Origin of the sequence: Streptomyces scopuliridis RB72 (genome assembly GCF_000718095.1) — a bacterium.
Lineage (GTDB): Bacteria > Actinomycetota > Actinomycetes > Streptomycetales > Streptomycetaceae > Streptomyces > Streptomyces scopuliridis.
The window spans coordinates 217,621-240,960 of the sequence record NZ_JOEI01000012.1 but is presented as its reverse complement, the minus strand read 5'-3'; the positions used below and the strand labels follow the sequence as shown (position 1 = coordinate 240,960).

The 23,340-nt window shown below is 70.4% G+C and carries 15 protein-coding genes and 1 pseudogene; 10 read left to right on the top strand and 6 right to left on the bottom strand.

What is annotated here, in order from left to right:
• Positions 1–244 precede the first annotated feature (244 nt).
• From IF11_RS0117435 to IF11_RS0117425, 3 genes are all read left to right on the top strand, one after another.
• The gene (locus IF11_RS0117435; RefSeq protein ID WP_240627635.1) at positions 245–4,099 is read left to right on the top strand and encodes an ABC transporter ATP-binding protein; all 3,855 of its coding nucleotides are present in this window, start codon (positions 245–247) and stop codon (positions 4,097–4,099) included.
• A gap of 180 nt (positions 4,100–4,279) precedes the next feature.
• Positions 4,280–4,657, top strand: a complete 378-nt coding sequence (locus IF11_RS0117430) for a hypothetical protein (RefSeq protein ID WP_030352527.1) — start codon at positions 4,280–4,282, stop codon at positions 4,655–4,657.
• Positions 4,658–4,761: 104 nt separating this feature from the next.
• Complete coding sequence (locus IF11_RS0117425) at positions 4,762–6,201, top strand: S28 family serine protease (protein ID WP_030352526.1); 1,440 nt, start codon at positions 4,762–4,764, stop codon at positions 6,199–6,201.
• An 83-nt stretch (positions 6,202–6,284) separates the two neighbouring features.
• Here the strand turns inward: IF11_RS0117425 and IF11_RS0117420 are convergent, their stop codons facing one another.
• On the bottom strand, positions 6,285–8,120 hold the full coding sequence (locus IF11_RS0117420; RefSeq protein ID WP_030352525.1) for a glycoside hydrolase family 3 protein: 1,836 nt from the start codon (positions 8,118–8,120) through the stop codon (positions 6,285–6,287).
• Positions 8,121–8,298: 178 nt separating this feature from the next.
• Positions 8,299–9,207 (bottom strand): LysR family transcriptional regulator, encoded by a 909-nt coding sequence (locus IF11_RS0117415; protein WP_030352524.1) that lies wholly within the window; start codon positions 9,205–9,207, stop codon positions 8,299–8,301.
• A 98-nt stretch (positions 9,208–9,305) separates the two neighbouring features.
• On the opposite strand from IF11_RS0117415, the pseudogene IF11_RS0117410 reads away from it, so the two are divergent.
• Positions 9,306–10,229: pseudogene (locus IF11_RS0117410) on the top strand (EamA family transporter); the annotation flags it as partial.
• A gap of 286 nt (positions 10,230–10,515) precedes the next feature.
• Here the strand turns inward: IF11_RS0117410 and IF11_RS0117405 are convergent.
• From IF11_RS0117405 to IF11_RS0117395, 3 genes are all read right to left on the bottom strand, one after another.
• Positions 10,516–11,313: a sugar phosphate isomerase/epimerase family protein gene (locus IF11_RS0117405; protein ID WP_030352522.1), complete on the bottom strand. Its 798-nt coding sequence runs from the start codon at positions 11,311–11,313 to the stop codon at positions 10,516–10,518.
• Complete coding sequence (locus tag IF11_RS0117400) at positions 11,310–12,293, bottom strand: bifunctional helix-turn-helix transcriptional regulator/GNAT family N-acetyltransferase (RefSeq protein ID WP_030352521.1); 984 nt, start codon at positions 12,291–12,293, stop codon at positions 11,310–11,312. The genes IF11_RS0117405 and IF11_RS0117400 overlap by 4 nt, the downstream gene beginning before the upstream one ends.
• Positions 12,294–12,408: 115 nt before the next feature.
• Entirely contained in the window at positions 12,409–13,524 is a 1,116-nt protein-coding gene (locus IF11_RS0117395) for a LacI family DNA-binding transcriptional regulator (protein ID WP_030352520.1), read from the bottom strand.
• Between the two features lie 169 nt (positions 13,525–13,693).
• Here IF11_RS0117395 and IF11_RS0117390 point away from each other — a divergent pair, with 169 nt between their 5' ends.
• The 3 genes from IF11_RS0117390 to IF11_RS0117380 are packed head-to-tail and all read left to right on the top strand — an operon-like array spanning position 13,694 to position 16,841.
• The gene (locus IF11_RS0117390; protein ID WP_030352519.1) at positions 13,694–14,845 is read left to right on the top strand and encodes a Gfo/Idh/MocA family protein; all 1,152 of its coding nucleotides are present in this window, start codon (positions 13,694–13,696) and stop codon (positions 14,843–14,845) included.
• Positions 14,842–16,005 carry a dihydrodipicolinate synthase family protein gene (locus tag IF11_RS0117385; protein ID WP_030352518.1) on the top strand — a complete coding sequence of 388 codons (1,164 nt, stop codon included), beginning with the start codon at positions 14,842–14,844 and terminating at the stop codon, positions 16,003–16,005. The genes IF11_RS0117390 and IF11_RS0117385 overlap by 4 nt, the downstream gene beginning before the upstream one ends.
• Before the next feature lie 11 nt (positions 16,006–16,016).
• A complete protein-coding gene (locus IF11_RS0117380) occupies positions 16,017–16,841 on the top strand; it encodes a sugar phosphate isomerase/epimerase family protein (RefSeq protein WP_030352517.1) in 825 nt (274 codons plus the stop codon).
• 30 nt (positions 16,842–16,871) lie between these two features.
• On the opposite strand, the gene IF11_RS0117375 is transcribed toward IF11_RS0117380, so the two are convergent.
• The gene (locus tag IF11_RS0117375) at positions 16,872–17,867 is read right to left on the bottom strand and encodes a GlxA family transcriptional regulator (RefSeq protein WP_030352516.1); all 996 of its coding nucleotides are present in this window, start codon (positions 17,865–17,867) and stop codon (positions 16,872–16,874) included.
• 214 nt (positions 17,868–18,081) lie between these two features.
• On the opposite strand from IF11_RS0117375, the gene IF11_RS0117370 reads away from it, so the two are divergent.
• From IF11_RS0117370 to IF11_RS0117360, 3 genes are all read left to right on the top strand, one after another.
• The gene (locus tag IF11_RS0117370) at positions 18,082–19,356 is read left to right on the top strand and encodes an MFS transporter (RefSeq protein WP_051746006.1); all 1,275 of its coding nucleotides are present in this window, start codon (positions 18,082–18,084) and stop codon (positions 19,354–19,356) included.
• 174 nt (positions 19,357–19,530) lie between these two features.
• On the top strand, positions 19,531–21,780 hold the full coding sequence (recD2, locus tag IF11_RS0117365; protein WP_030352514.1) for an SF1B family DNA helicase RecD2: 2,250 nt from the start codon (positions 19,531–19,533) through the stop codon (positions 21,778–21,780).
• 133 nt (positions 21,781–21,913) lie between these two features.
• The gene (locus IF11_RS0117360; RefSeq protein WP_030352513.1) at positions 21,914–23,212 is read left to right on the top strand and encodes a citrate synthase; all 1,299 of its coding nucleotides are present in this window, start codon (positions 21,914–21,916) and stop codon (positions 23,210–23,212) included.
• The last annotated feature ends 128 nt before the right edge of the window (positions 23,213–23,340 follow it).

Sequence of the window (23,340 nt, the reverse complement as noted above, 5' to 3'; positions counted from 1 at the left end):
GCGAACTACAGACCCTCCTCGCAACCTGGACCGGCGCCTGCCCCACCTGCCACCGCGACATACCCACAGCAACACCAACCTGACCAAGCACTACTAGGCCCTGCCGCCGGTACCGAACGAGAGGTCCTAGGACCTCAGGCTCGTACGTCTGCGTCCGCGGACCGGTATTTGTTGCGGAGGGATGAAATCCGCGACGGCCCGCGTTGGTGCCTTCCGGCAGGTCAGGTCGATCGGGAGGCATTCAGTGGCGGCGGAGCAAGGCTGGGCACGGCGGCTCACCGGGTACGCGTGGCGGTACCGGCGCAATGTGGTGCTCGCCCTCGGGTCCTCGCTCGCCGGGATGGCGGTGATGGCTCTCGTCCCGCTGATCACCAAGGTCGTCATCGACGATGTCATCGGGGGCGGTGACCGCTCCCTCCTCGTCTGGACCGGTCTGCTGATCGTGGCGGCCCTCGCCGTCTACGCCACGACCTTCGTCCGGCGCTACTACGGCGGGCGGCTCGCCCTCGACGTCCAGCACGATCTGCGTACGGAGATGTACGACACGATCGCCCGGCTCGACGGGCGGCGTCAGGACAAGCTCTCCACCGGCCAGGTCATCGGCCGCGCCACCAGCGACCTCCAGCTCATCCAGGGCCTGCTCTTCATGCTGCCGATGACCATCGGCAATGTGCTGCTGTTCCTGATCTCCCTGGTGATCATGGCCTGGCTGTCGCCGCCGCTGACGCTGATCGCGCTGGCCGTCGCCCCCGCCGTCTGGTTCATCGCCCGCCGCAGCCGCACCCGCCTGCACCCCGCCACCTGGTACGCCCAGTCGCAGGCCGCCGCCGTCGCCGGAGTCGTGGACGGGGCCGTCTCCGGCGTACGCGTGGTCAAGGGGTTCGGCCAGGAGGACCAGGAGACCGGAAAGCTCCGCGAGGCCGGCCGCAAGCTGTTCGCCGGGCGGCTGCGCACCATCAGGCTCAATGCCCGCTACACCCCCGCCCTCCAGGCTGTCCCCGCGCTCGGGCAGGTCGCGATGCTGGCGCTCGGCGGCTGGCTGGCCACCCGGGGGCAGATCACCCTCGGCACGTTCGTCGCGTTCTCCACCTATCTCGCCCAGCTCGTCGGCCCCGTCCGGATGCTCGCCATGGTGCTGACCATCGGGCAGCAGGCGCGGGCCGGGGTGGAACGGGTGCTGGAACTGATCGACACCGAACCGACCCTTCAGGACGGTACGAAGGAGCTCCCGGCGGACGCCGAGGCTTCGGTCGAGTTCGACGACGTGTCGTTCGCGTACGAGGACGGGCGGACCGTCCTCGAAGGCTTCTCGCTGGAGATGCGGCCCGGCGAGACCGTCGCCGTCGTCGGCTCCTCCGGCAGCGGCAAATCCACCGTCTCGCTGCTGCTGCCCCGCTTCTACGACGTGACGCACGGCGCGGTCCTCGTCGGCGGCCATGACGTGCGCGAGCTGACCCTCCACTCGCTGCGGGCCGCCATCGGGCTCGTACCGGAAGACAGCTTCCTCTTCTCCGACACCGTCCGCGCCAATATCGCCTATGGAAAGCCGGACGCCACCGAGGAGGAGATCCTCCGGGCCACCCGCGCCGCCCAGGCCCACGGCTTCATCTCGCAACTGCCCGGCGGCTACGACACCAAGGTGGGAGAGCAGGGCCTCACGCTCTCCGGCGGACAGCGCCAGCGCATCGCGCTCGCGCGGGCCATCCTGACCGACCCCCGGCTGCTCGTCCTCGATGACGCCACCTCCGCCGTGGACGCCCGGGTGGAGCACGAGATCCATGACGCGCTGCGCGCGGTGATGGCCGGCCGTACGACACTGCTCATCGCCCACCGCCGCTCCACCCTTGGACTGGCGGACCGTATCGCCGTCCTGGACGGCGGCCGGCTGGCGGACATCGGTACGCACGAGGAGCTCCAGCGGCGCTCCGCCCTCTACCGGCGGCTGCTGACCGAGCCCGACGAACTGGGCGGGGTCTCGCCCGGTCACACCCCGGTCGCCGTCGAGTCCCTGTCCGGGGCGGGCGGCGCGGCGGGAGCGGTCGAGTCCGATGCGTCCGTCGAATCCCTGGAGTCGCTGGAGTCCGTGGAGGACGCCCGGGCCCTTCAGGCCGAGATCGACGCGGAGTTCGACGCCGAGCGTGGCGTCACCCCCGCCCTGTGGGAACGGGACGAGGCGTCCGGCGGCTCGTCCGACTCCGCGGCCCCCGGCGCCACGCCCGAACTGCTCGCCCAGGTCGAGGCGCTGCCCCCGGCCACCGACCTCCCCGCGATCGACGAGGCGCGTGCCGTGGCCGCCGAGGACGCCTACGGGCTGCGCCGGCTGCTGCGCGGGTTCGGACTGCCGCTGCTGGTCAGCCTGGCGCTCGTCGCCGTGGACGCGGGCATGGGTCTGCTGCTCCCGGTCCTCATCCGGCACGGCATCGACCAGGGCGTCGAGCAACTGGCCCTCGGCGCCGTCTGGACGGCCGCCTCGCTCGGTCTGCTGACCGTGCTCGTCCAGTGGGCGGCGCAGATCGGCGAGACCCGCAAGACGGGCCGCACCGGCGAACGTGTCCTCTACGCGCTGCGGCTCAAGATATTCGCCCAGCTCCAACGGCTCGGACTCGACTACTACGAGCGTGAGCTGACGGGCCGGATCATGACCCGGATGACGACCGATGTCGATGCCCTGTCGACCTTCCTCCAGACCGGGCTCGTCACCGCGTTCGTCTCCGTCGTCACCTTCTTCGGCATACTGGCGGCGCTGCTGGTGATCGATGTGGAACTGGCGCTGGTGGTCTTCGCGACCCTGCCCGTCCTGATCGTCGGTACGTACTTCTTCCGCCGCAAGAGCGTGCAGGCGTACGAACTGGCCCGCGAGCGCATCAGCGTCGTCAACGCGGACCTCCAGGAGTCGGTGTCCGGGCTGCGGATCGTCCAGGCGTTCCGGCGCGAGAAGGACGGCGGCGAGCGCTTCGCGGCCCGCAGCGACCACTACCGCTCGGCGCGGGTGCGGGGCCAGTGGCTGATATCGGTCTACTTCCCGTTCGTTCAGCTGCTGTCCTCGGTCGCCGCTGCCGCCGTGCTGATCGTGGGCGCGGGGCGGGTGGAGGCGGGCACGCTGACCACCGGCGCGCTGGTCGCCTATCTCCTCTACATCGATCTGTTCTTCGCGCCGGTGCAGCAGCTCTCGCAGGTCTTCGACGGCTACCAGCAGGCGACCGTCTCGCTGGGCCGGATCCAGGAGCTGCTGCGCGAGCGGACGTCGACGGCCGCCCCGAAGGAGCCGCTGGACGTGCTGTCGCTGCGGGGTGAGATCGCCTTCGAGGGCGTCGAGTTCTCGTACGGCGGCGAGTCGGTCGACGGAGCGTCAGCCGACGGTGTTTCCGTCGACGGCGTCTCCGGCGACGGCGGCGCTGAGGCCGCGCTGACGGGGGTGGATCTGCGCATACCGGCCGGCCAGACCGTCGCCTTCGTGGGCGAGACCGGCGCGGGCAAGTCCACGCTGGTCAAGCTGGTCGCGCGGTTCTACGACCCGACCGCCGGCCGGGTGACCGCGGACGGTACGGACCTGCGCGAGCTGGATATGACGGCGTACCGGCACCGGCTCGGAGTCGTACCGCAGGAGGCGTATCTCTTTGCCGGTACGGTCCGGGACGCCATCGCGTACGGGCGTCCCGAGGCGACCGACGCGGAGGTGGAGGCCGCGGCCCGCGCGGTCGGCGCCCACGAGATGATCGCCACGCTGGACGGCGGCTATCTGCACGAGGTCGCCGAGCGCGGCCGCAATCTCTCCGCCGGACAGCGCCAGTTGATCGCCCTGGCCCGCGCCGAACTGGTCGACCCGGACATCCTGCTGCTGGACGAGGCGACCGCCGCGCTGGACCTGGCGAGCGAGGCGCTCGTCAACCAGGCCACCGACCGGCTCACCGGCCGCCGTACCACCCTGGTGGTAGCCCACCGGCTGACCACCGCGGCCCGTGCGGACCGGGTGATCGTGATGGACCACGGCCGGGTCGTGGAGGACGGCACACACGAGCAACTGCTCGCGCTGAACGGCCGGTACACCCGGCTGTGGAACAGCTTCATCGGCGAGGAGGAGCCCGCGGTGGTGCGGTGAGACGCGGGGGCGCGGTCGGCCGTGGGGGGCGCGCAGGGGCGTACGAGGGTGTGTACGCGGCTGTACGGGGGCGGTTCCGCAACCGTCCTGGCTCCCCAGGCGTCGTACGCATGTACACCCGAGTAGCCATGGGGGGCATTCGTGTTCGGTTCGGCTGGGACGGCCCGGAGGGGAATCGGGATCAGGAGAGCGCTTCTGCACTGTCTGGTGGTGCTGATCGCCGCCGGAGCCACGGTTCTGGCCGGTCCCGGTGCGTCAGGAGCCGAGGCCGCGTCGGTCTGTTCGGGCCGGCCGCAGAAGACGGTCAGCTTCGCCACCGGTGAGCTGCGGGTCTACAAGGACCGCGCCTACGCCTGCGCGGTCACCGTCGCCAAGAAGCCGGGGCCCAGGCGCGCGATGTCGGTCAGTCTCCAGCCGCGCGGCGGGAATCCGGTCGTGGACAGCGGCGACTACACCGAACGGGCCGGCCCGGTCACGGTGCACGCGTTGAACCGCTGCGTACGGGCGACGGGTGTCGTCTCGGGGCGGAAGGGCTCGACCGGTTGGATCCTCTGCTGAGGATTGCGCGGACAGCCGGCGGGATAAAACGGTCAAGAGGACTGGCGGTTCGGGCGGTGACCGGGCTAGGTTCACGGCGTCTGTCATGAACACAGGGAGTGTGAATGCGCAAGGCGCTGAGATGGGTGTTGTCGCTCGTGCTGGTCATAGGCACGGTGGCCACAGCCGGCGCGGCCACCGCCGCCGATCGGAGTGCGGATCAAAAGACCGCCTCCGACACCACTGACATCAAGGACCGAATCCTCGCGATCCCGGGGATGAGCCTGATCCAGGAGAAGCCGTACGAGGGTTACCGCTACTTCGTCCTCAACTACACGCAGCCGGTGGACCACCGGAAGCCGTCCAAGGGCACGTTCCAGCAGCGCATCACGCTGCTGCACAAGGACACCAGCCGGCCCACGGTCTTCTTCACCAGCGGCTACAACGTCTCCACCAACCCGAGCCGCAGTGAGCCGACCCGGATCGTCGACGGCAACCAGGTCTCGATGGAGTACCGCTTCTTCACCCCGTCGCGCCCGCAGCCGGCCGACTGGTCGAAGCTGGACATCTGGCAGGCGGCCAGTGACCAGCACCGGATCTTCACCGCGCTGAAGAAGATCTACGCCAAGAACTGGCTCTCCACGGGCGGTTCCAAGGGCGGTATGACCGCCACGTACTTCGAGCGCTTCTACCCGAACGACATGGACGGCGTCGTCGCGTACGTCGCGCCCAATGACGTGTGGAACAACGAGGATTCCGCGTACGACCGGTTCTTCGAGCGCGTCGGCACTAAGGAGTGCCGCGACAAGCTCAACGCGGTGCAGCGTGAGGCGCTGGTCCGGCGCGAGCCGCTGGAGAAGAAGTTCAAGGAGTGGGCGGACGCCAACGACGCCACGTTCAACACGATCGGCACGCTCGACAAGGCCTACGAGGCCACCGTGCTCGACTTCGTCTGGGGCTTCTGGCAGTACAGCCTGCTCTCCGACTGCGACTTCATCCCGGCGGCCACCGTCTCCGACCAGGAGATCTACGACACCGTCGACACGATCTCCGGCTTCTCCGCCTACACGGACCAGGGCCTGACGACGTACACGCCGTACTACTACCAGGCCGGCACCCAGCTGGGCTCGCCCGACATCAAGCAGCCGCACCTGGGCAATCTGAGCCGGTACGGATACCAGCCGCCGCGGAACTTCGTGCCGCGCGACATCCCCATGAAGTTCAACCCGCTGACGATGCCGGATGTCGACAACTGGGTCCGCCACCACGCGAACCAGATGCTGTTCGTATACGGCGAGAACGACCCGTGGGGCGCGGAGCCGTTCCGCCTCGGCCGCGGCGCGCGTGACAGCTATGTGTATGTCGCGCCGGGCGCCAACCACGGCGCCAATGTCGCGGGTCTGGTCCCGGACCAGCAGGCGAAGGCCACGGCGCGGATCCTGGCCTGGGCGGGCGTCGCTCCGGCCGCCGTGCAGAAGGACGAGTCGAAGGCGAAGCCGCTGGCTCCGTTCGACTCCAAGCTCGACCGTCAGAAGGTGGAGCGGCAGCAGACCTTGAGGCCGTAGCTCGTCGGCTCTTCGAGGTGCCCGCCGTTCACCAGGCCATCAGGCCTCGTGAACGGCGGGCATTGTGCTGTCCTCGGTGCTGGTCAGTAGCCGAGTCCATGGCCGATGGGATACAGCACGCGCGCCGGATCGTCCGCGCGCTGCACCGGCACCGGCAGTCGGCCCCTGGGCCGCGCTTGGCCCGCGATCACCCGTGCCGCGGCGCGCAGTTCGACATCGGTCCATGAGTACGCGGCGAGGGACGCGGTGACACCGGTCAGCCGCGCGATGTCGTACGGATTGCGGATGGCGACGGTGACGACGGGCACACCGCTCGCGGCCAGCGCGCTGACCAGCGTGCGCTGTGTGCTGGTGGCCGAGACGTTGTACGTGGCCACGACCACCGCGTCCTTGCCCCGCGCGGCCTCCACCGCCTCCTCGACGCGCGCCGCGGTGGGCGCCGTACCGGTGGACAGGGCCGTGGCCGTGAAGCCCAGTTCGGTCAGGGCGGTGGCCAGCACGGTGGTCGGCGGACCCGTCGTCCCGGAGGGCGAGGCCGGATCGGCGCCCACGACCAGCAGATTCCTCTCCCGGCGGCGGCTCAGGGGCAGCAGTCCGCGCTCGTTGACGAGCAAGGTGGTGGTGCCCTCGGCGATCCGGTCGGCGGCGGCGAGATGCGCCCGGGTGCCGACCTCGCGGTCCACATCCCGGGGCGAGACATAGGGATCACCGCGGAACAGCCCCAGCCGCTCCTTCAGTTCGAGGATGCGCAGCACCGACTCCTCGACGCGCCGCTCGCTGAGTTCGCCACCCTTGACCGCGGTCAGGACGGCGTTCCACGCCAGCCGGAGATCCGGCGGATTGAGCAGCTGGTCGACGCCCGCCTTCAGCGCGAGGACCGGCACCCGGTCGTCGCCGTACTTCTGCCGTACGCCCGCCATCCCGAGCGCGTCGGTGACCACCACGCCGTCGTAGCCGAGCTGTTCGCGCAGCACTCCGGTGACGATGGGGTGCGAGAGGGTCGCCGGGTCCTCGCTCGGGTCGAGGGCGGGGACGACGATGTGGGCGGTCATGATCGAGGTGACACCGGCGGCGATCGCTGCCCGGAACGGCGGCGCGTCCAGCTCGGTCCACTCTTCACGGGTGTGGTGGATGGTGGGCAGCGCGTAGTGGCTGTCGTCCTTGGTGTCGCCATGACCGGGGAAGTGCTTGGCGGCGGTGGCGATCCCGGCGCTCTGATACCCCTTGACTTGGGCGGTGACCATCCCGGCCACGGCCCCCGGATCGGCGCCGAAGGACCGTACGCCGATGACGGGATTGGCCGGGTTGACGTTGACGTCCGCGTCGGGCGCGTAGTTCTGGTTGATGCCCATGGCGGCCAGCTCGCCGCCCGCGATCCGGGCCGCCTCGCGGGCGTCGGAGTGCGAACGGGACGCGCCGAGCGCCATCGCGCCCGGCAGCAGCGTGGCGGGCTTGCCGACCCGGGCGACGATGCCGTGCTCCTGATCGGTGGTGATGAGCAGGGGCACGGGGACGCGCTGGGCCAGGCCGGCCTTCTGAATGCCGTTGGAGAGACCGGCGATCTGATGCGGATCACGGGTGTTGTGCGCCCAGGCGAAGTAGATGATGCCACCGACGTGGTACGTGGAGATCAGCTCGGCGGCCGTGCGGACCCCGATCTCGGCGAGGTTGGAGTCGATATCGGCCTGGTCGGGCGCGGTGGCGGAGTGGCCGTACACCCGCATGACGAAGAGCTGGCCGACCTTCTCCTCCAGGCTCATACGGCTGATGAGCCGGCGGAGGCGGTCGCGGGGGTCGGGGGCTCGCTCGTGAGGCGGGGGAACGGCGGCGGCCGCGGGGACGGTGGCGGCGGTAACAGCCGCCGCCGCTACGGCGGTTGCGGTGAGGAGGGCGCGTCTGGAGATGGTCCGGTCGTGCACTGGTGCTCCTTCCGGCCGTGCGCTGCGAGGGAAGTGAAGGAAACTTCCAAGATTTCCGGATATCCGGAAAGTAACTGCCAGTCAAGGGACGCGCCACGGAAAGCGCCCACGAGCCACGACGGCCGTGCCCGGCCCGGTGCCAGGCGTCGCGGGCCCGAGAAGATCGACCGGACAGGCCCTAGACGGCGGCGACCGTCGGCCAGTGCCGCCGCAGTGTCTCCACGGTCGCCGTGACCGCCGGACGTCTGGCCGCGCCCGTCCGCCAGAGCGCGTACAGCCTGCGTATCGGTACGGGGTCGAGCGCGATCGCGCGTACCCCCTCGGGCAGCGGCCCGCGCCCCAGGCGCGGAATCATGGCGATGCCGAGCCCCGCCGCCACCAGCGCGAGCTGGGTGTGGTTCTCCTCGGCCTGGTGCGCGAGATCGGGCTCGCACCCGGCCGCGCGCAGCGTACGCACCAGCCAGTCGTGGCAGACCGTCCCGGGCGGCTGGCAGATCCAGCGCTGCCGCGACAGATCCTCCCGCCGTACGGACGGCCGCGCCGCCAGCGGATGCGCCACCGGCACGAGCACATCGCACAGGTCGTCCCCGATGACCGCCTGCTCCACGCCCTCGGGGGCGGGCAGGGGTGCGATGTCCCAGTCGTGGGCGACCGCCAGATCGATCGCGCCGCGGGCCACCAGATCGATGGAGAGATGCGGATCGATCTCCCGCAGCCGGATATCGAGGGTGGGGTGCCGTACGGCCAGCTCCGCCAGGACGCCGGGGAGCAGACCACGGGCCGAGGAGGCGAACGCCCCGACGACGAGCTGCCCGGTCGGCTGCCCTCTGCGCTCCTCCAAGGTGGTCTCGGCGCGCTCCACTATCGCGAGCAACTCCTCTGCGGTGGAGGCGAGATGGCGCGCCTCGTCGGTGAGCGCCACGCCGCGCCCGCGCCGCTCCAGCAGAGTCGTACGGGTCTCCCGCTCCAACTTGGTGATCTGCTGCGACACGGCGGAGGGTGTATAGCCGAGAGCGGCGGCCGCCGCCGCTACGGAACCGTGGACGGAGACGGCGTGCAGCGCCCGCAGCCTGGCCAGATCGAGCATCGCTGCCCCCTTTCTCGGAGAATCATAAGCAGCGCTGAATTCCACCATGAAGAAATTCGCGCTGGTGCTACATAGTCCGGTCCGGTGATCCTCTGTGCATGCGCCCCACTCATATCGCTTTCGCCGTTCTCGTCACCGCCGTCTGGGGAGTGAACTTCGTCGTCATCGAGGTCGGTCTCGGCCACTTCCCGCCGCTGCTCTTCTCCGCACTGCGCTTTCTGGCGGCGGCGCTCCCCGCGGTCTTCTTCGTGGGCCGGCCCAAGGTCGCCTGGAAGTGGGTGATCGGGGTCGGACTGGTGCTGGGTGTGGCCAAGTTCGGACTGCTTTTCGTCGGCATGGACCAGGGCATGCCGGCCGGTCTCTCGTCGCTCGTCCTCCAGATCCAGGCCGTCTTCACGGCCCTGTTCGCGGCGGTCGCCCTCGGCGAACGGCCCGGCCGCGTACGGCTGCTGGGCATGGCCGTCGCACTGGCCGGTATCGCGGTCGCGGCGGTCGACGAGGGGACCTCGGGCCCGCTGCTCGCCTTCACGCTCGTCATCGCCGCCGCGGCCTGCTGGGGGGTCTCCAATGTGCTCACCCGCAAGGCGTCCCCGCCGGACGCCCTGAACTTCATGGTGTGGGTGTCGGCCGTACCCGTACTGCCGCTGCTCGGTCTCTCGCTGCTGTTCGAGGGCCCGGACGCCGACCTGGCCGCCCTGCGCGCCCTGGACGGGACCGGCATTGCCGTCATTCTCTACGTCGCCTGGGTCACGACCGTCTTCGGCTTCGGCGCCTGGGGCTTCCTGCTGCGCCGCTACCCCGCCTCGTCCGTGGCGCCCTTCTCACTGCTCGTCCCGGTCTTCGGGATGTCCTCGGCGGCGCTCCTGCTGAGCGAGTCCGTCAGCCCCCTGCGCTGGTGCGCGGCGGCGCTGCTGGTCGGGGGAGTGGCCCTCACCTCGTTGTCCCGCACCGGAGGCCCTGCGACCCCGCTCCCCAAGCCCCCGCTCGCCACTGAGCCGGTGCCTGCCGAGACGGTGCCTGCCGAGACGGTTCCCGCCGAGCCGGTTCCCGCCGAGCCGGTTCTCGGCGCGCCGGTCTCTGGTGAGCCGATACCCGCCGTGTCCGCCTCCACTGGATGGGCGCCCGCCGAGCCGACTCCCGCCCCTTCCACCGCTGCGGCGAACACTCCTGCCGCGAACACTCCTGCCGCGAACACCCCCGCCGGGCCCCTGACGCCGAAGTCCTCGCCGACACGGGCCTGATGCCTCGGACGCCCCCGACGCCCCTGCCTGCCGCCCCCATCACCTCCGCCTCACCTCCCGGGCTTTCTCAGCCGTGGCGGCTCGCCGCGATCAGTCCCTCCAGATGCTCCCGCCCCGCGGCGAGCAGCCCCGGCAGCTCCTCCGCCTGCGGATACCACCGCTTCTCGTACTCCCAGCACACCCAGCTGTCGTCATCGAGCAGCGCCAGGCACTCGCCCAGGGGAAGCACCCCTGCCCCCAGCGCGAGCGGCGTCGTGTCCTCCGCCGAGGCTATGTCCTTCACCTGGACGTAGCCCAGGTACGGGGCGAGCGCCGCGTGCGTGGTGGCCGGCGCCTCGCCGCCCAGCCAGGTGTGCATCACATCCCACAGCGCCCCCACGTGTTTGTGCCCCACCGGCCCCAGCACCCGGGCCGCGTCCGTACCCGTGCGGTGCGAGTCATGTGTCTCCAGCAGGATCCGTACGCCGAAGTCCGCCGCCAACTCGGCCGCCGCGCCCAGCCGTCGCGCGGCCGTCGCGTCGGCCTCGGCCGCGGGCCGGTCGCCGCCGCCCGGGAAGACACGGACGAACGAGGCACCCAGATCCCTTGCCAGCCACAGCAGTTCGTCCAGTTCCTGGCGCAGCCGCTTCTCGTCGGCGTCGGCCTTCGCCACCCGTACGTACCCGGCGACCGTCAGGATCTCGATTCCGGCGCGCTGGAACTCCTCGACCACCGAGGCCCGTTCGCGTGGCCCGATGCCCGGGTGGACCGGCTCCTCCGGGTGGGCGCGCAGCTCCACCCCCTGGTAGCCGGTCCGGTCGGCGAGCGCGAGAACGTCGGGGATGGGCAGACCCGGTACTCCAAGGGTGGAGAAGGCGAATTTCACGGTGATATCCCTTCCTGGCTTGAGGTGGCTCCTGTCCCGAGAGGGAGCCGCCAGTCCTGGCCGACCAGATCCGCTCCGTACGAGTGGTGCGGGGTCTCGGAGACCAGCGTGAATCCGGCGCGCTGGTAGAGGGTGCGGGCGGCGGCGAGGACGTCATTGGTCCACAGCGTCAGTTCCTGATACCCGGCCGCGCGCGCGAAATCCACGACCGTCCCGACCAGCCGCTCCCCGAGGCCGTGTCCCCGGGCGCCGGGCTCGACCAGGAGCAGCCGCAACCGCGCGGTGACGGGGGCCTGGTCCCGTACCTCCGGCGCGTCGTCCCGTACGCACATCACGGACCCCACCGGGACGCCGTCCAGCTCGGCGATCCAGACCCGCTCCAGCCGGGAATCGTGGTCCTCCGCGAAGTCCGCGACGATCCGGGCGACGAGCCCCTCGAACTCGGTGTTCCAGCCGTACTCCGCGGCGTACGCGGCGCCATGGCGCTGCACGATCCAGCCCAGCTCGCCGGGCATCGGATCGCGCAGGACGGGCCCGCCGCGCTGGGGCGCCGCCCGGCGGTCCGCGCCGAGGATGTCCTGTACGGTCCGCATCGCGTCCGCGAGCCTGGGCCGCTGCGCCGGCTCGACCCGGGCGAGCAGTGAGCCCACCGCTTCCCGTGACCGCTCGTCGAGCAGCGCCGCGGCCTCGCGCCCCTGCGGTGTGAGCGTTATCCGCTGCCGCCGGGAGTCCCGCTCGGACGGCGCGCGTCCGACCAGCCCGTCCTTCTCGAACTTGGTCAGCAGCCTGCTCAGATAGCCGGCGTCGAGCGACAGCTCGACCCGCAGATCGGCGGCGTCGGTGCGCGGCGCGTGGGCCAGCTCGTACAGCACCCGTGACTCGGTGAGCGTGTACGGGGTGTAGAGGTGCTTGCTGTAGTCGAGCGCCCCGATGAGATTCGTGTAGAAGCGGTTGAACGCGCGGATTTCCTGGACGGCCATGATCCACCCCCGGGCCTTTTTCTTTGACTGAGTCAACGCTACGTCGGTCCGTCGAGGCTCGGCAAGGCCCCATCCGCACATTGGCGTCAGCTCGCCACCTGCCCCCCCCTGCCCGTCAGCGGGTCGCCCGCGGCGGCGCCGTCGAAGCCCGTGCCATCAACTCGGCCGTGATCGTGGCGATCCCGCCCGGCGGCGGCGTCTCCGTGCCCATCGCCAGCCGGCCCGCGCGCGCCCCCGCCTCGTACAGCGGCAGCCGGACGGTCGTCAGCGCCGGCGTCGCGTCGACCGAGAACGGCAGATCGTCGAAGCCCGCCACCGAGACGTCCTCCGGGATGCGCAGCCCCTGGTCGCGTACCGCCGCGCACGCGCCCAGTGCCACCGTGTCGTTGGCGGCGACCACGGCCGTCAGATCCGGTGCGCGGCGCAGCAGCTCAAGCGTCGCCTCGTACCCCGACCGGCGGCTGTAGGGACCGTGCACGACCAGCCCCTCCTGCCCCGCCCGCCCCTCGCCGGATCCCGTGCTCCGTCCCTCGCCCGACGCCGGATCCCCCAGCCCCGCGGCCGCCAGCGCAGCCAGGTGCCCCTCCAGCCGGTGCCGGGTCGTCGTCCGTTCCAGCGGGCCCGCGACATAGCCGATCTTCCGGTGCCCCAGTGTGAGCAGATGCTCCGTCAGCCGCCGCCCGCCGCCCCGGTTGTCGAAGGCCAGCGAAGCCACGATCGCGTCGCTGCCCGGCAGCGGCGGGCGTCCGCACAGCACCACCCGGGTCCCCGCGTCCGCGAGTTTCGCCAGCTTCGTGGTCATCGCCACGATGTGGCCCGGGTCTTCGAGCGCACCGCCGGTGAGGATGACGGCGGCGGCCCGCTGGCGCTGGAGCAGGGTCAGATAGGTGAGTTCGCGCTCGGGCGAGCCGCCCGTGTTGCAGACGACGGCGAGCTTCTCGCCGCCCGCCCGGCCGGTGCCCTCCTGGCCGCCGATCTCGGTCTGCGCCGCACCCGCCATGATCCCGAAGAACGGGTCGGCGATGTCGTTGACGAGGATGCCGACCAGGTCCGAGGTGGCGGCGGCCAGCGAACTCGCGGGCCCGTTGAGCACGTAATCAAGATCGTCCACCGCCCGCAGCACACGCTCCCGGGTGGCGGCGGCGACCGGGTAGTTGCCGTTCAGTACGCGGGAGACGGTGGCGGGCGACACCCGGGCGCGGGCCGCCACATCCGCCAGGGTGACTGTCATCGCTTTCCTCCGAGGGGGACGAGGGGGATCGAGGTGCGTTCAGCGCGTTCGGTGCGAGATCGGTGCGGGATGGTGCGGGATCGGAGCCGGGCTCTTGTCCGGTTCGCTGTCGCAGGCTAGCTTCTTACCCAATAGAAAGCGCTTGCTACGGCAATATGGAGGGAACTTCGTGACACGCAGGACAGTGCGGATCGCCATGAACGGCGTCACGGGGCGGATGGGATACCGGCAGCATCTGCTCCGCTCCATCCTCGCGATCCGCGAACAGGGCGGACTGGACCTCGGGGGCGGCGAGGCGCTGTGGCCCGAGCCCGTACTCGTCGGCCGCCGCGAACACGCCCTCAGGGAGATCGCCGAACGGCACGGCCTCACCGAATGGTCCACCGATCTCGACGCCGTCCTCGCGGACGACACGATCGACATCTACTTCGACGCCCAGGTCACCTCCGCCCGGGTCGAGGCCATCAAGAAGGCGATCGCCGCCGGCAAGCACATCTACACCGAGAAGCCGACCGCGGCCGATCTCGACGGCGCCCTCGAACTGGCCCGGCTGGCCCGCGACGCCGGGATCAGGCACGGCGTCGTCCAGGACAAGATCTTCCTGCCGGGTCTGCTCAAGCTGAAGCGCCTCATCGACGGCGGCTTCTTCGGCGAGATCCTCTCCGTACGCGGAGAGTTCGGCTACTGGGTCTTCGAAGGCGACTGGCAGGACCCCCAGCGCCCCTCCTGGAACTACCGCTCCGAGGACGGCGGCGGTATCACCGTGGACATGTTCCCGCACTGGGAGTACGTCCTGCACGAGTTGTTCGGCCGGGTCACCACCGTCCAGGCGCATATCACCACACACATCCCGCAGCGCTGGGACGAGCAGGGCAAGCCGTACGCCGCGACCGCCGACGACGCCGCCTACGGCATCTTCGAGCTGGACGGCGGAGCGGTCGCCCAGATCAACTCCTCCTGGACGGTCCGGGTCAACCGCGACGAGCTGGTCGAGTTCCAGGTCGACGGCACGCACGGCTCGGCCGTCGCGGGCCTGCGCCGCTGCCGCGTCCAGCACCGCAGCGCCACCCCCAAGCCGGTCTGGAACCCCGATCTGCCCGCCACCGAATCCTTCCGCGACCAGTGGCAGGAAGTGCCGGACAACGCCGAGTTCGACAACGGTTTCAAGGCACAGTGGGAGCTGTTCCTGCGCCATGTGGCGCTCGGTGAGGCGTACCACTGGGATCTGCTCGCGGGCGCGCGTGGTGTGCAACTCGCCGAGCTGGGGCTGCGGTCCTCGGCCGAGGGCCGCCGCTTCGAGGTACCGGAGCTGTCGCTGTGACCCTCCGACTGCCATCCCCGGGCGGCGGATCGCGTACGTACACGCCTCGCTCCGAGCCCGCCCGCCTCGCCGCGGGCAGGGCTCCCCTCGCCTCCCGTACGGTCTTCTCCGCGGCCCATGTCGTGGCCGACCCGTACGCCGATGTCAGCCCCGACGCGGCCGCCGCAGTCGACTGGGACGCCACCCTCGCCTTCCGGCGCCATCTCTGGTCGCACGGCCTCGGTGTAGCGGAGGCCATGGACACCGCGCAGCGCGGCATGGGCCTGGACTGGGCGGGCGCGGCCGAGCTGATCCGCCGCTCCGCCGCCGAGGCGAAGGCGGTGGGCGGCCGGATCGCGTGCGGCGTGGGCACCGACCAACTGACCCCTGCGACGGGCGGCGCACTGGACGGAGTCCGGGCGGCCTACGAGGAGCAGTTGGCGCTCGTCGAGGAGACCGGCTCGCAGGCCATCCTGATGGCGTCGCGGGCCCTCGCCGCGACCGCCAAGAGTCCTGACGACTACCTCGCCGTCTACGCCCATCTCCTGCGGCAGGCGTCGGAACCGGTCGTGCTGCACTGGCTCGGCCCGATGTTCGACCCCGCGCTGGCGGGCTACTGGGGCAGCACGGACCTCGACGCGGCCACCGAGACGTTCCTCCAGGTCATCGCCGAGCACCCGGACAAGGTCGACGGCGTCAAGATCTCCCTGCTGGACGCCCGGCGCGAGATCGAACTGCGCCGCAGGCTGCCCAAGGGTGTGCGCTGCTACACGGGCGACGACTTCCACTACCCCGAGCTGATCGCGGGCGACGAGCGGGGCTTCAGCCACGCGCTGCTCGGGATCTTCGATCCCCTGGGGCCGCTCGCGGCGGAAGCCGTACGCGTCCTGGACACGGGCGATACGAAGGGCTTCCGGGAACTCCTCGATCCCACCGTCGAGCTGTCCCGGCATCTGTTCCAGCCGCCGACCCGCTTCTACAAGACGGGCGTGGTGTTCCTGGCCTGGCTGGCCGGACACCAGGACCATTTCACTATGGTCGGCGGCCTCCAGTCGGCCCGCTCGCTGCCCCATCTGGCGCGGGCGTACGAACTGGCCGACGGGCTCGGTCTGTTCCCCGACCCGGCGGTGGCGGAGGCCCGGATGACATCCCTGCTCAGCGTGTACGGAGTGGACCAGTGAACGAGGGGCCCATGGTGGAGCTGAAGCGCTTCAGCATCAACCAGATGACGGTGAAACAGCTGTCGCTGCCCGAGCTGACCGAGGCGTGCGTACGCCTCGGTGTGCCGGGGGTAGGGCTGTGGCGCGAGCCCGTCCAGGCATACGGGATCGAGGCCACCGCCAAGCTCGTACGGGACGCCGGCCTCGCGGTCACCACGCTCTGCCGCGGCGGCTTCCTCACCGCCGTCGACCCCGGCCGGCGGGCCGAGGCGCTGGCCGACAACCGCTCGGCGATCGACGAGGCGGCGGCGCTGGGCACGGACACTCTCGTCCTGGTCTCCGGCGGGCTCCCGGAGGGAAGCCGGGATCTGCCCGGGGCGCGCGAACGCATCGCCGACGCCCTGGGCGAACTGGCGCCGTACGCGGCGGAGCGCGGGGTGCGGCTCGCCATCGAGCCGCTGCACCCGATGTTCGCGGCCGACCGCTGTGTGGTCTCCACCCTCGACCAGGCTCTTGACCTGGCAGAACGCTTCCCCGCAGACCAGGTGGGGGTGGCCGTCGACACGTACCACATCTGGTGGGACGACCGGGCGCCTGCGGCCGTCGCCCGCGCGGGGGCGCGGATCTTCACCTTCCAGCTGGCCGACTGGACGACGCCGCTCCCGGCCGGGGTGCTGAACGGCCGTGGCCAGATCGGGGACGGCGCCGTCGATATGCGCGCCTGGCGGGAACGGGTCGACACGGCGGGCTATACCGGCCCGATCGAGGTGGAGCTGTTCAACGACGAACTGTGGGCGCGGGACGGCGTGGAACTGCTCACCGAGGTCATCGGACGGTACGTACAACACGCTCTATAGAAGCCATGGACGCGTTCTTTACGGCGCGCTCTACAGAGGCGTTCCACGGGGGCCGCGGAACGTCCTTCGGTACGCGGTCGGTGTCACCCCTGTCGCCTCCAGGAGGTGGTGCCGCAGCGAGACCGCCGTACCGAAGCCCGCGTTGGCCGCCACCCGGTCGACGGGGAGGTCGCTCTCCTCCAGCAACTGTCTGGCCCGCTCGACGCGCTGAAGGGTCAGCCACCGCGCGGGGGAGAGCCCGACCTCCTCACGGAACCGGCGTGTAAACGTCCGTACGCTCATCGATTCCAGGGCAGCCAGCTCCCGCAGGGGCAGCGGACGTTCGAGATGGTCCAGGGCCCATGCCCTGGCCGCGCCCGTGGAGGAGCCCGTCGCCTCGGGGACCGGACGGCGGATGTACTGGGCCTGGCCGCCGTCTCGGTGCGGTGGTACGACCGTCGTACGGGCCACCGCGTTGGCGACCGCTACGCCGTGGTCGGCGCGGATGATATGCAGACAGAGATCGATGCCCGAGGCGACGCCCGCAGAGGTGAGCACGTCCCCGTCCTCGGTATAGAGCACGTCGGAATCGAGACGTACGTCCGGATGCAGCTCGCGGAACCGGTCGCAGGACTTCCAGTGCGTGGTCGCGCGCCGCCCCTTGAGCAGCCCGGCGGCGGCCAGGACGAACGAGCCCGTACAGATGGAGGCGATCCGGGTGCCGGGGCGGATCCGGGCCAGCGCGGCGGCGAGCGGCGGGCTCAGCCGGCCGTCCACCGGGGTGTAATCCTCGTCCGAGGTCGGGACGATCACCGTGTCCGCCTCGGCCAGCAGCTCGGGGCCGTGCGCCACATTGAACGTGACATCGCCATCCGTCCGTACCGCTCCTGGGACAAGCGTGCAGGTCAGCACCGTATAGAGTGGATCGCCCGCAGCCGAGACGGCCTGGCCGAAGAGCTGATGGACGATGCCCAGCTCCATCTGGAGCAGACCGGGGCGGACGAGCACGGCGACGCGATGGCGGTCGGAAGCAACAAAGGCGGCCATGGCCCGAACCTTTCCCGTCCTGGCCATCGGGCAACTCGATCGGCCGGACCGATTGCCGCACGGTCGAGGAATGACCCACCGGACAGCGCGATCACCGGAAGCACCGGAATCAGCGAAGGCACCCGAAGCACCGAGGACACCGGAAGCACCGAAGGCGGCAGAGACGGCGCCCGCCGACACGCCGCCCGGATCTCCCGGCGCAGGCCGCCCGCGCGTGCACCGCGCCTGGTGGGTCGCCCTCGCCGCGGCTCTGACGATCGTGGTGGCCGGCGCCTTCACCACGCTGTCCGGGGTGCTGGTCACCCCGCTCCACGGTGCCTTCGGCTGGTCGCGTGCCACGATCGGTGTCGCGGTCTCCGTCAACATGGTGCTGTACGGCCTGACCGCCCCCTTCGCGGCGGCGCTCATGGACCGGTTCGGGATCCGCCGTACCGCCCTCGCCGCGTTGGCCGTCGTCGCCACGGGCGCCCTGCTGACCACCGTGATGAATGCGCCCTGGCAGTTCACCCTCTTCTGGGGGCTGCTGGTCGGCCTCGGCAGCGGCGCCATGGCGATGACGTTCGCGGCCACCGTCACCCAGCGCTGGTTCGTCCGCGGACGCGGTCTGGTCACCGGCATCCTCACCGCCGCCGGGGTCTTCGGCCAGTTCGTCTTCCTGCCGGTGCTCTCCTGGCTCACCGAACGGCACGGCTGGCGCCCGGCCTTGGTGTCGGTGGCGCTCGCCGCGCTCGTCCTGCTTCCGCTGGTCCGGCTGCTCCTGCGGGACCACCCGGCGGACGGCGGGCTGAAGCCGTACGGCGGTGCGGAGTTCGTACCGCGCCCCGCTCCGGCGCCCGGCGCTGCCCGGCGGACCGTACGGGTGCTGCTCGACACCGCGCGTACGGGCCCGTTCTGGCTGCTCGCCGGGGTCTTCGCGGTCTGCGGCGCCTCCACCAACGGCATCATGTGGAGCCACTTCACCCCGGCCGCCCACGACCACGGCATGGCCGTGACGACCGCGTCCTCGCTGCTCGCGCTGATCGGCATCTGCAATGTGACGGGCACCATCGGCTCCGGCTGGCTGACCGACCGGTACGACCCCAGGCGGCTCCTCGCGGGCTGTTTCGTGCTGCGCGGCATCTCGCTCGTCCTGCTGCCGATGCTGATGGCCGCCACCCCGGGACCGCCCTTGGTGGTGTTCGCGGTGTTCTTCGGGCTGCTCGATGTGGCGACCGTCCCGCCGGTGATCGCACTCTGCCGGGAGTTCTACGGCGCGGACAGCGCGATCGTCTTCGGCTGGGTCAACGCGGCCCACCAGCTGGGCGCCGGACTGATGGCCGGTCTCGGCGGCGTCATACGGGACACGTTCGGGACGTACGACCCGGTCTGGGTGGCCTCCGGCGCGCTCTGCGCGATGGCCGCGCTGCTCGCTCTCGTCATCCGCGGACGCCCGGCCGCGGGCCGGGAAAATTACGCAGAGGAACCGTGCAACCCTTCCGGGGTGACGTGAGTCGTATACGTCAACAGGGCTTTCGGGGGAGGGATCCGGGGGGATCAGGAAGGCTCTGTCGAGGGGGGAGCGCGTGGGGCCCGGTCCGGTGGACCGGGCCCCTAGTAGTTGTCCACAGGGGGCAGTTGTCCACAGGGCGGCCGTGATGTCGGACCCTGGCGGTAGCGTCGGATCATGTCCAATTCCGCTGTGCTCGAAGCCGTCCTTGAGCGGATCACGTACGCCAATGAGGAGAACGGCTATACGGTCGCCCGCGTCGACACCGGCCGCGGCGGCGATCTCCTCACCGTGGTCGGCTCGTTGCTCGGCGCGCAGCCCGGTGAGTCACTGCGGATGGAGGGCCGCTGGGGCTCGCACCCCCAGTACGGCAAGCAGTTCACGGTGGAGAACTACACCACGATCCTGCCCGCCACGATCCAGGGCATCCGCCGCTATCTCGGCTCCGGTCTGATCAAGGGCATCGGCCCCGTGTTCGCCGACCGGATCGTCGAGCACTTCGGCCTGGACACCCTCGACATCATCGAGCAGCAGCCCAAGAGGCTCGTGGAAGTCCCCGGCCTCGGCCCCAAGCGGACGAAGCGGATCGCCGCCGCCTGGGAGGAGCAGAAGGCCATCAAGGAGGTCATGGTCTTCCTCCAGGGCGTGGGCGTCTCCACCTCCATCGCCGTCCGCATCTACAAGAAGTACGCGGACGCCTCGATCTCCGTCGTCAAGAACGAGCCGTACCGCCTGGCGGCCGACGTCTGGGGGATCGGCTTCCTCACCGCCGACCGGATCGCCCAGGCCGTCGGGATCCCGCACGACAGCCCGGAGCGGGTCAAGGCCGGGCTCCAGTACGCCCTGTCCCAGTCCACCGACCAGGGCCACTGCTTCCTGCCGGAGGAGCGGCTCATCGCGGACGCCGTGAAGCTGCTCCAGGTCGACACGGGCCTGGTCATCGAGTGCCTCGCCGAGCTGGCCGCCGAGGACGAGGGGGTCGTACGGGAAAGGGTGCCGGGGCCGGACGGCGGCGAGGAGGAGGTCACCGCGGTCTATCTGGTCCCCTTCCACCGCGCGGAGCTGTCCCTCTCCGCCCAGTTGCTGCGGCTGCTGCGCACCGGGGAGGACCGGATGCCGGCCTTCCAGGACGTGGCCTGGGACCGGGCCCTGACCTGGCTGGCGGGCCGTACGGGCGCCGAGCTGGCCCCCGAGCAGCAGCAGGCGGTCCGGCTCGCCCTCACCGAGAAGGTGGCCGTTCTGACCGGCGGCCCCGGCTGCGGCAAGTCCTTCACGGTCCGCTCGATCGTGGAGCTGGCGCGGGCCAAGAAGGCCAAGGTAGTGCTGGCGGCGCCCACCGGACGGGCGGCCAAGCGGCTCGCCGAGCTGACCGGGGCCGAGGCGTCCACCGTGCACCGGCTGCTGGAGCTCAAGCCGGGCGGGGACGCGGCGTACGACCGGGACCGCCCGCTGGACGCCGACCTGGTGGTGGTCGACGAGGCGTCGATGCTCGATCTGCTGCTGGCCAACAAGCTGGTCAAGGCGGTGGCGCCGGGCGCGCATCTGCTGCTCGTCGGGGATGTGGACCAGCTTCCCTCGGTCGGGGCGGGTGAGGTGCTGCGCGATCTGCTGGCCGAAAGCGGCCCCGTGCCGCGGGTCCGGCTCACCCGGATCTTCCGGCAGGCCCAGCAGTCGGGGGTGGTCACCAACGCCCACCGCATCAACTCCGGGGTACCGCCCATCACGCAGGGCCTCATCGACTTCTTCCACTTCGTCGAGGAGGAGACGGAGGACGCGGGCAGGCTGACCGTCGAGGTGGCGGCCCATCGGATTCCCGCCAAATTCGGTCTCGACCCGCGGCGCGATGTGCAGGTGCTGGCGCCGATGCACCGCGGCCCGGCCGGCGCGGGCGCGCTGAACGCCCTGCTCCAGCAGGCCATCACCCCCGCCAGGCCCGATCTTCCCGAGAAGCGGCTCGGCGGCCGGGTCTTCCGCGTCGGCGACAAGGTCACCCAGATCCGCAACAACTACGAGAAGGGCGAGAACGGCGTCTTCAACGGCACGGTCGGCGTCGTCAGCTCACTGAACATGGACGACCAGCGACTGACGGTGCTGACGGACGAGGACGAGGAGGTGCCGTACGACTTCGACGAGCTGGACGAGCTGGCGCACGCGTACGCCGTGACGATCCACCGCTCCCAGGGCAGTGAGTATCCGGCCGTGGTCATTCCGGTCACCACCGGTGCCTGGATGATGCTCCAGCGGAATCTGCTCTACACGGCGGTCACCCGCGCCAAGAAGCTCGTCGTGCTGGTCGGCTCGCGCAAGGCCATAGGACAGGCGGTGCGCACGGTCTCCGCGGGCAGACGCTTCACGGCCCTCGGCCACCGGCTGACGGGTCTTTCCGCACCTCGGCTTCCCACAACTGGGGCGAAGGGGGCAGGATGAGCAGGTTGGCGGCACTGAGTGCCGCCAAAAGGCCTAAAGGCCGACCCCGAGTGCACTCTCCTGAGCCAAATGGGGGATGGTAGAGACAGTCAGGGCACCTCGAAGAAGAGGCACTACGTCGGTGAGGGATGACGTGAGCGAGAAACGCGACAACGCGGTAGTACTGCGGTACGGCGACGGCGAGTACACCTACCCGGTGATCGACAGCACCGTCGGCGATACGGGCTTCGACATCGGGAAGCTCCGTTCTCAGACCGGTCTGGTGACGCTGGACAGTGGGTACGGCAATACCGCCGCCTACAAGTCCGCGATCACCTATCTCGACGGCGAGCAGGGCATCCTGCGCTACCGCGGCTATCCGATCGAGCAGCTGGCGGAGCGTTCCAGCTTCGTCGAGGTGGCGTATCTGCTGATCAACGGCGAGCTGCCGACGGTCGACCAGCTGGCCTCGTTCAAGAACGAGATCACCCAGCACACGCTGCTGCACGAGGACGTCAAGCGGTTCTACGACGGTTTCCCGCGCGACGCCCACCCGATGGCGATGCTGTCCTCCGTGGTCAGCGCGCTGTCCACGTTCTACCAGGACAGCCACAACCCGTTCGACGAGAAGCAGCGTCATCTCTCCACGATCCGGCTGCTCGCCAAGCTGCCCACCATCGCGGCGTACGCGTACAAGAAGTCGATCGGCCACCCCTTCGTCTACCCGCGCAACGACCTCGGGTACGTCGAGAACTTCCTGCGGATGACCTTCTCGGTCCCGGCGCAGGAGTATGTGCCGGACCCGGTCGTGGTCTCCGCTCTCGACAAGCTGCTGATCCTGCACGCGGACCACGAGCAGAACTGTTCGACCTCCACCGTGCGGCTGGTCGGCTCCTCGCAGGCGAACATGTTCGCCTCGATCTCCGCCGGCATCAGCGCCCTGTGGGGCCCGCTGCACGGTGGCGCCAACCAGTCGGTGCTGGAGATGCTGGAGGGCATCCAGGCCTCCGGCGGCGACGTGGACTCCTTCATCCGCAAGGTGAAGAACAAGGAAGACGGCGTGAAGCTCATGGGCTTCGGGCACCGCGTCTACAAGAACTTCGACCCCCGGGCGAAGATCATCAAGGCGGCGGCGCACGACGTCCTCTCGGCTCTCGGCAAGTCCGACGAGCTACTCGACATCGCGCTCAAGCTCGAAGAGCACGCGCTCGCCGACGACTACTTCGTCGAGCGGAAGCTCTACCCGAACGTGGACTTCTACACCGGTCTGATCTACCGGGCCATGGGCTTCCCGACCGAGATGTTCACCGTTCTCTTCGCGCTCGGCCGGCTGCCCGGCTGGATCGCCCAGTGGCACGAGATGATCAAGGAGCCCGGCTCCCGTATCGGCCGTCCGCGCCAGATCTACACCGGCGAGGTCCTGCGCGACTTCGTCCCGGTCGAGTCCCGCTGACCCACGCTTCCCGCGCCCGGGCCCTTGTGGCCCGGCGCGCCTGCTCGTACCGCGCACGCCGGTGTATGCCGGGTGTACGCAGCGAAAAGCGCCCCGCCGCCGATCCCCCCACGGGTCGGCGAACGGGG

Bases quoted from the DNA above. Each gene is read 5' to 3' on its own strand.
- IF11_RS0117380 (WP_030352517.1), top strand. From the start codon at position 16,017: ATGGTGGAGCTGAAGCGCTTCAGCATCAACCAGATGACGGTGAAACAG.
- recD2 (WP_030352514.1), top strand. From the start codon at position 19,531: ATGTCCAATTCCGCTGTGCTCGAAGCCGTCCTTGAGCGGATCACGTAC.
- IF11_RS0117400 (WP_030352521.1), bottom strand. From the start codon at position 12,293: ATGGCCGTCCAGGAAATCCGCGCGTTCAACCGCTTCTACACGAATCTC.
- IF11_RS0117375 (WP_030352516.1), bottom strand. From the start codon at position 17,867: ATGGCCGCCTTTGTTGCTTCCGACCGCCATCGCGTCGCCGTGCTCGTC.
- IF11_RS0117425 (WP_030352526.1), top strand. From the start codon at position 4,762: ATGCGCAAGGCGCTGAGATGGGTGTTGTCGCTCGTGCTGGTCATAGGC.
- IF11_RS0117415 (WP_030352524.1), bottom strand. From the start codon at position 9,207: ATGCTCGATCTGGCCAGGCTGCGGGCGCTGCACGCCGTCTCCGTCCAC.
- IF11_RS0117395 (WP_030352520.1), bottom strand. From the start codon at position 13,524: ATGACAGTCACCCTGGCGGATGTGGCGGCCCGCGCCCGGGTGTCGCCC.